Consider the following 6,186-nt stretch of genomic DNA (forward strand, 5'->3'; position numbering starts at 1 on the left):
CTCACCCAAGCCGTATGGCCTTCCAGGGAGCGGCGCAGGCGCCCGTCGCGGGCGTCCCACACCTTCAGGGTTCTATCCCACGAGCCGCTGACGATGGTGCGCCCGTCGGCGCTGAGGGCCACGGCGAGCACCCCTAGCGTATGGCCTTCCAGGGAGCGGCGCAGGCGCCCGTCGTGGGCGTCCCACACCTTGACGGTGCGGTCAAAGGAGCCGCTGACGATGGTGCGCCCGTCGGCGCTGAGCGCCACGGCGTTCACCGCATCCGTATGGTCTGCCAGGGAGCGCAGCAGGCGCCCGTCGTGGGCGTCCCACACCTTGACGGTGCGGTCAAAGGAGCCGCTGACGATGGTGCTTCCGTCGGGGCTGAGCGCCACGGCGCTCACCCAATCCGTATGTCCTTCCAGGGAGCGGCGCAGGTGCCCGCTTTCCGCCTCCCACACCTTCACCGTGCGGTCATGAGAGCCGCTGACGATGGTGCGCCCGTCGGCGCTGAGGGCCACGGCGAGCACCCCTAGCGTATGGCCTTCCAGGGAGCGGCGCAGGCGCCCGTCGTGGGCGTCCCACACCTTCAGGGTGTTATCCCACGAGCCGCTGACGATGGTGCGCCCGTCGGGGCTGACCGCCACCGCGTTCACTCCGCCCGTATGTCCTTCCAGGGAGCGCAGCAGGCGCCCGTCGTGGGCGTCCCACACCTTGACGGTGCGGTCAAAGGAGCCGCTGACGATGGTGCTTCCGTCGGGGCTGAGCGCCACGGCGCTCACCCAATCCGTATGTCCTTCCAGGGAGCGGAGCAGGCGCCCGCTTGCGGCGTCCCACACCTTCAGGGTGTTATCCCACGAGCCGCTGACGATGGTGCGCCCGTCGGGGCTGAGGGCCACGGCGGTCACCCCTAGCGTATGGCCTGCCAGGGAGCGGAGCAGGTGCCCGCTTGCGGCGTCCCACACCTTGACGGTGCGGTCATCCGCGCCGCTGACGATGGTGCGCCCGTCGGGGCTGAGCGCCACGGCTCTCACCCTATCCGTATGGCCTTCGAGGGAGCGGAGCAGGCGCCCGTCGTGGGCGTCCCACACCTTTAGGGTTCTATCCGACGAGCCGCTGACGATGATGCGCCCGTCGGCGCTGAGGGCCACGGCGAGCACCGCATCCGTATGGCCTGCCAGGGAGCGCAGCAGGCGCCCATCGTGGGCGTCCCACACCTTCAGGGTGTTATCCCACGAGCCGCTGACGATGGTGCGCCCGTCGGGGCTGAGCGCCACCGCGGTCACCGCATCCGTATGGCCTGCCAGGGAGCGGAGCAGGCGCCCGTCGTGGGCGTTCCACACCTTGACGGTGCGGTCAAGGGAGCCGCTGACGATGGTGCGCCCGTCGGGGCTGAGGGCCACGGCGAGCACCGCATCCGTATGGCCTGCCAGGGAGCGGAGCAGGCGCCCGTCGTGGGCGTTCCACACCTTGACGGTGCGGTCATCCGCGCCGCTGACGATGGTGCGCCCGTCGGGGCTGAGCGCCACGGCGAGCACCCAATGCGTATGGCCTTCCAGGGAGCGGAGCAGGCGCCCGTCGTGGGCGTCCCACACCTTTAGGGTTCTATCCGACGAGCCGCTGACGATGGTGCGCCCGTCGGGGCTGAGCGCCACGGCGAGCACCCAAGCCGTATGGCCTTCCAGGGAGCGGAGCAGGCGCCCGTCGTGGGCGTCCCACACCTTGACGGTGCAGTCATCCGCGCCGCTGACGATGGTGCGCCCGTCGGGGCTGAGGGCCATGGCTCTCACCCAATCCGTATGGCCTGCCAGGGAGCGCAGCCAGAGCGGTGGTTCAGGCCGTGGGTCGAGGCGGGAGCGCAGGTAATTCGTGCGGTGGAATGCAGCGGTTTCGCACAGCCGATGCAGCGGGCCGTCCGGGGCATCAAGCCAGCGCAGGTAGTTATAGAGGGCCGGAAAGAGCCATTCAGGCGCCTGGGCGATGCGCGAGGCTTCCAGGCGTACACGCTCTTCAAAAGCGGCCAGTACGTCTCGCCGTGCGGCATCTTCCGGCGGCCAGGCAGCCAGGGCCTGGCGGTAGTCGGCCTCCAGGTCGAAGACGGTCGTCGCCCGGCAACGCGCTTCCAGGAAGTCGAAGTCGGTCAGCAGGGTGAAGAGGGCGTCCCAATTTCCGGCGGCGGCCAGATGGGTGGCCAGGTGGCGCAGGCCGTAGCCCCCGTCCAGTGTGGCTAGGCGCATCCAATCCCCGGTGGCTCCCTGTTGGTAGATTTCAGCGATGCGGTGATTGACCTGGCGGGTGCGTTCGGCCATCTCCTCCACCAGGGGACGGTCGGCCGGGGTAAGGGGTTCGGCAATGACACCGCGGAAAAAGTCCTGCAGACTGGCGTGGTAAAGACGGTAGCGACCCTCGCTGGCGAAGAGAAAAGCGGCCCATTCCTCCTGCAGCAGTCGCTTCAGGCGATACTCCTCCACGTCCAGCCTGGCCCAGCGGCGGAGTTGCTCCAGCGAAGTAGCCTCACGGGCCGCGGCCAGGGCTGCCAGGAGGGGAGCGTAAAGGCGGTGCCATTCAGGCTGGCGGCGCCAGCGGCCCCAATATTCGGCGTAATAGCCCACCAGCCCCAGGGGCAGGCCCTCCAGGTCCAGCGGCGAGCGTCGCCCCTGCTGGATTTCCTGCACGATGAAGGAAAGATACATCCAGTTGCCGGCGCTCTTCTCCTTGAGCACCTGCACAAAACGGTCTTCGCTGTAGCCGCGTGCGCCCAATTGCCCGACCACGGCTGGACGACGGGCCACGCCGCGCAGGTAGGTCTCCACGTCCGCCAGGTTGTGCAGGTCATTGGAGGCAAGATGGACTGGCGTGGGATAGGGAAAGGTACGCAGCGGCACGGACACCGGTCGCTGGGAAAGGACGAGGAAAACACCGGGAGGCAGGCTTTTGGGCAAGCCCAGCACGTTGCCGTTGGAACCCAGGCCGGCCTCATCCAGGGCGTCCACAACGATGACCAGTTTCTCTCCAGCCGTCAGGTGGTTAGCGGCCTGGTAGAGTAAGCGCTCCAGGAAGTCGGGAGCGGCAGCCAGCGTGGGAGAGAGGCGCTCATGGGAGGCATAAGGTTCCAGGCGATAGCGGCTCACCAGTTGGGCGGCCAGGCTCTGCAACGCCCGCGTCACGCCGGCCTCGCCGGGGGCCTGCTCGGCGAAGAAGTGGAGATAACGCCGCTCGCGCACCAGGTGGGCCAGGAAGGTGGTCTTGCCCACCCCTGCCTCTCCTACCAGCAGCCAGACACCACAATCGTGTTCGCTTAGGAAGCAATCTAGCTGTGACGTCAGCCAATCCCGCCCGCTGAACTCCTCCAGCCGCACGCGGTGAAAGACCGGCTCCGGCGACAGATAGAGGTCGCTCAGGGAGGCATAGTCGCCGCTGAGAAAGACCTGGGTGACGGTGTTGTAGTCGCCGGTGACGATGGCGCTATGGGAAACGGAGTCAGCGACCTGGACATATCGCTGCGCCTCGGTCAATGCCTTTGCGAAATTCTCCTCCAGTTTACGGAGAATGGCTTCAGTATTCCCGGCAATCCGCTCCAGCGCCCGGCTATCGTAAAGAGGTTGCAGAGCGTCTTGGCGCGCCAGTTCGGCCTCCAGCCAGGTCAGGAAGTCGGCAGTAGCACGGGTGGCGTCACCCAGCCGTTCCCAGCGGTCGGGGTCGGAATGCCCAAGGTGCGCAGCGAACAGACGCGCCAGGTGCGCCGGGTCGGGTTGACCGCGGCGGGTGAGCAGTTCGGCCAGCAGCGGAACGACATCCCGGCTGTTGAGGAAGGTTTTGTCAAAGAGCGCTGCCGTCCACTCCAGGTAGTGGCGGGCGAAGACAGTGTATGCCCGTGCCAGTGCGGTCTGGAAGGCGCGGCGCGTTGGGTCGAGACCGAGGGCGGCGCGGGTGCGCTCTGTCAGGGTGCTCTCCTGGAGCAGGTAGCCAAAGACGGCTTCGGCGATGGCGGAGAAGAGTGCTTCGAGCATCCTACAATTCCTTGTTCAGGTGTGACGTGTGAGCCGTTTCTAGTGAGAATGATAGCACATGAAACAGTATTTTGATCGGAGGAACGTAGGGTTTTTGAGTATTTTCGGTGCCGCTACTGCGGGATATTGCATCTCTCGTATTCTCCCGTGTTCACCTGCTACTCCCAAACAGGGCGAAAGGACGGAACAGCACTTGCCTCAGATGGCATGTTGGTGCATCAGGCGATATGTCGCTGCCGACAACAGGACGGAGGCCAGCGGCCTATCCAAAACCAATCGCGCATAGTGAGGATGCGTTGTAAGAGTGAGAGGCTGCGCTGGCAAGCACGACCAAAAATCGGGCATGTTTAAAAAGCTCAGGCGAGAGTGAGTTAGCAATGATTTCCTGGCCGCTCGTGATGGCGTGCCCATACACTCGGCGGATGGTATCAGCATACGAAGCTGAGAGGACTTGAGATTTGTACATTTTGCACAATTCAAACCTCTTGCAGTTGTATAAAATATCCAGTATAATGAAAGCGCAATCGGCAATGAAGCCGTCACGACGAAGATAGTCCTGATACATCGAAAGGAGTACAGCAATGCGCAACGGAACCTTTGAGCAGTACACAGTTGAGGACATATTGCAGACGTTTGGTGCTGAGGCACGCACTTTTTTGCGTGAATATCGCATTGACCGCAGCAACCTGCGTTTCGCCGATGCCTGCGCTGCGGCGAGTGTGACGCCCGATGAGTTCTTCGCCCAGCTTGATGCCGGTATTCGTCGACGTGCTGCCCGCGCTGTCAAGCATTCGGTTGAAGAGTACGCCTGATACGTTGTCTCTGCCAAGCTATCATACCTGACCGACGCAATCGCGTCGGTTTTTTTTGTGGCACTGTAGGTGCGTCACCCCCCCACCCCCCCACCCCCCCCGCAAGCGGGGGGCTAGGGGGGGTAGCATGCCCCGCTTGCAGGGGGGCTAAGGGGGGTAGCATGCCCCGCTTGCGGAGGGCTAGGGGGGTAGCATGCCCCGCTTGCAGGGGGGGCGAAGTGAACCCAAATTCGCGCTACAATATCACCGTTGCTGCACTGAATGCACGAGTTGCGGAAAGGATATTGCTACCGCTATGACGCCTGACATCGCCATTGTCCCCGCTAGCGAATGGCCAGAACTGATTGCACTCTTCGAGCGCTGCAATCGTACCGATAGTATCGAACTACCTCTCTATCTCAACACCGATCTGGCGCCGACGATGGCTGCGGCGCGGTTTGGTGATACCCTGGTCGGCGGAATTGTGATGTACGGCTATTTTGCGATTGAAGCAGTGATTGCCGTTGATCCGGCGTGGCGTCGGCGGGGGATCGGTCGCCAGTTGGTCGATCAGGTTGCACGTTGGGCGCAGGCTCGTGGTGGGAGCTGGTTGGTACTGGCCGATGAAGCCGGTGCGTGTGTCGCACCTTTTGCGGCTGCACTTGATTTGCAGCGGTTGAATGTTGAGGTGCTGTTGCATCTCGATCCGGCTCAGGTGCCGCCGCTACCGGTTTTACCACCGAACTGGCACGTGCGTCTCGCTGAAACGGATGATGCAGCAGTTGTTACCGCAATCATTGCTGATGCGTTCGGCGATCCGGTTGAAAAAGTAGAGGCATTTGTTGCTGATTGCATTACAAATCCTGTTCATCGCTTCGTGATCGGCGAGATTGCCGGTATCCCGGTTGCAGTGTTGCGGCTGCTAAGAGACGAGCAGCGTGTGATGATTGCTACCTTTGGTGTTCGTCGCGAGCAACAGGGGCGTGGGTATGGTCGGCTATTACTGCTAACGACATTGCACCGGTTATTGACCGCCGGTTATACCGACATTCGGATTGAGGTTGAAGAGCATAATACTCCTGCTTACCATCTTTATCAGGCTTGTGGGTTTGTACCATATCGTCGGTACGGGCAGTACGGTAGGCGGAGTTGAGCATGAGCCATAGTTCTCTAGTTGGTGTGATCGGTATGATGACGTCGCTTTGCCCGTGAATGAACGGCGAGACTCAGGTAATGAATGTTCTCCAGACCTTCAGAACGTCCCTCTTCCACACAGTTTCCCGGCAGTAAGCACGGGCTGGCAGTCCGCATCGTGTAGGCATTCTGAAATCGTGTAGGCATTCTGAAGAAGAACACTGTAGGGGCGGGTTGTAACCCGCCGCTCCCACCGTAGCGGTAGGTTTGTA

4 protein-coding genes are annotated in these 6,186 nt (G+C 62.8%); 2 read left to right on the forward strand and 2 right to left on the reverse strand.

Annotation, left to right across the window (positions count from 1 at the left end; translation table 11 throughout):
- Positions 1-3,989 (reverse strand): AAA family ATPase (locus tag JE47_RS20775; RefSeq protein ID WP_152556117.1); only part of this gene is annotated, 3,989 nt, incomplete at its 3' end.
- A gap of 581 nt (positions 3,990-4,570) precedes the next feature.
- On the opposite strand from JE47_RS20775, the gene JE47_RS0119155 reads away from it, so the two are divergent.
- On the forward strand, positions 4,571-4,801 hold the full coding sequence (locus tag JE47_RS0119155) for a hypothetical protein (RefSeq protein WP_031461288.1): 231 nt from the start codon (positions 4,571-4,573) through the stop codon (positions 4,799-4,801).
- A gap of 295 nt (positions 4,802-5,096) precedes the next feature.
- Complete coding sequence (locus tag JE47_RS0119160; RefSeq protein ID WP_035420034.1) at positions 5,097-5,933, forward strand: GNAT family N-acetyltransferase; 837 nt, start codon at positions 5,097-5,099, stop codon at positions 5,931-5,933.
- Between the two features lie 17 nt (positions 5,934-5,950).
- Here JE47_RS0119160 and JE47_RS22355 read toward each other — a convergent pair.
- Positions 5,951-6,186: hypothetical protein (locus JE47_RS22355; protein ID WP_236631316.1), on the reverse strand; the 236-nt coding region annotated here is incomplete at its 5' end.

The sequence above is a fragment of the Chloroflexus sp. MS-G genome (assembly GCF_000735195.1).
In the GTDB taxonomy this organism is placed as follows: Bacteria; Chloroflexota; Chloroflexia; order Chloroflexales; family Chloroflexaceae; genus Chloroflexus.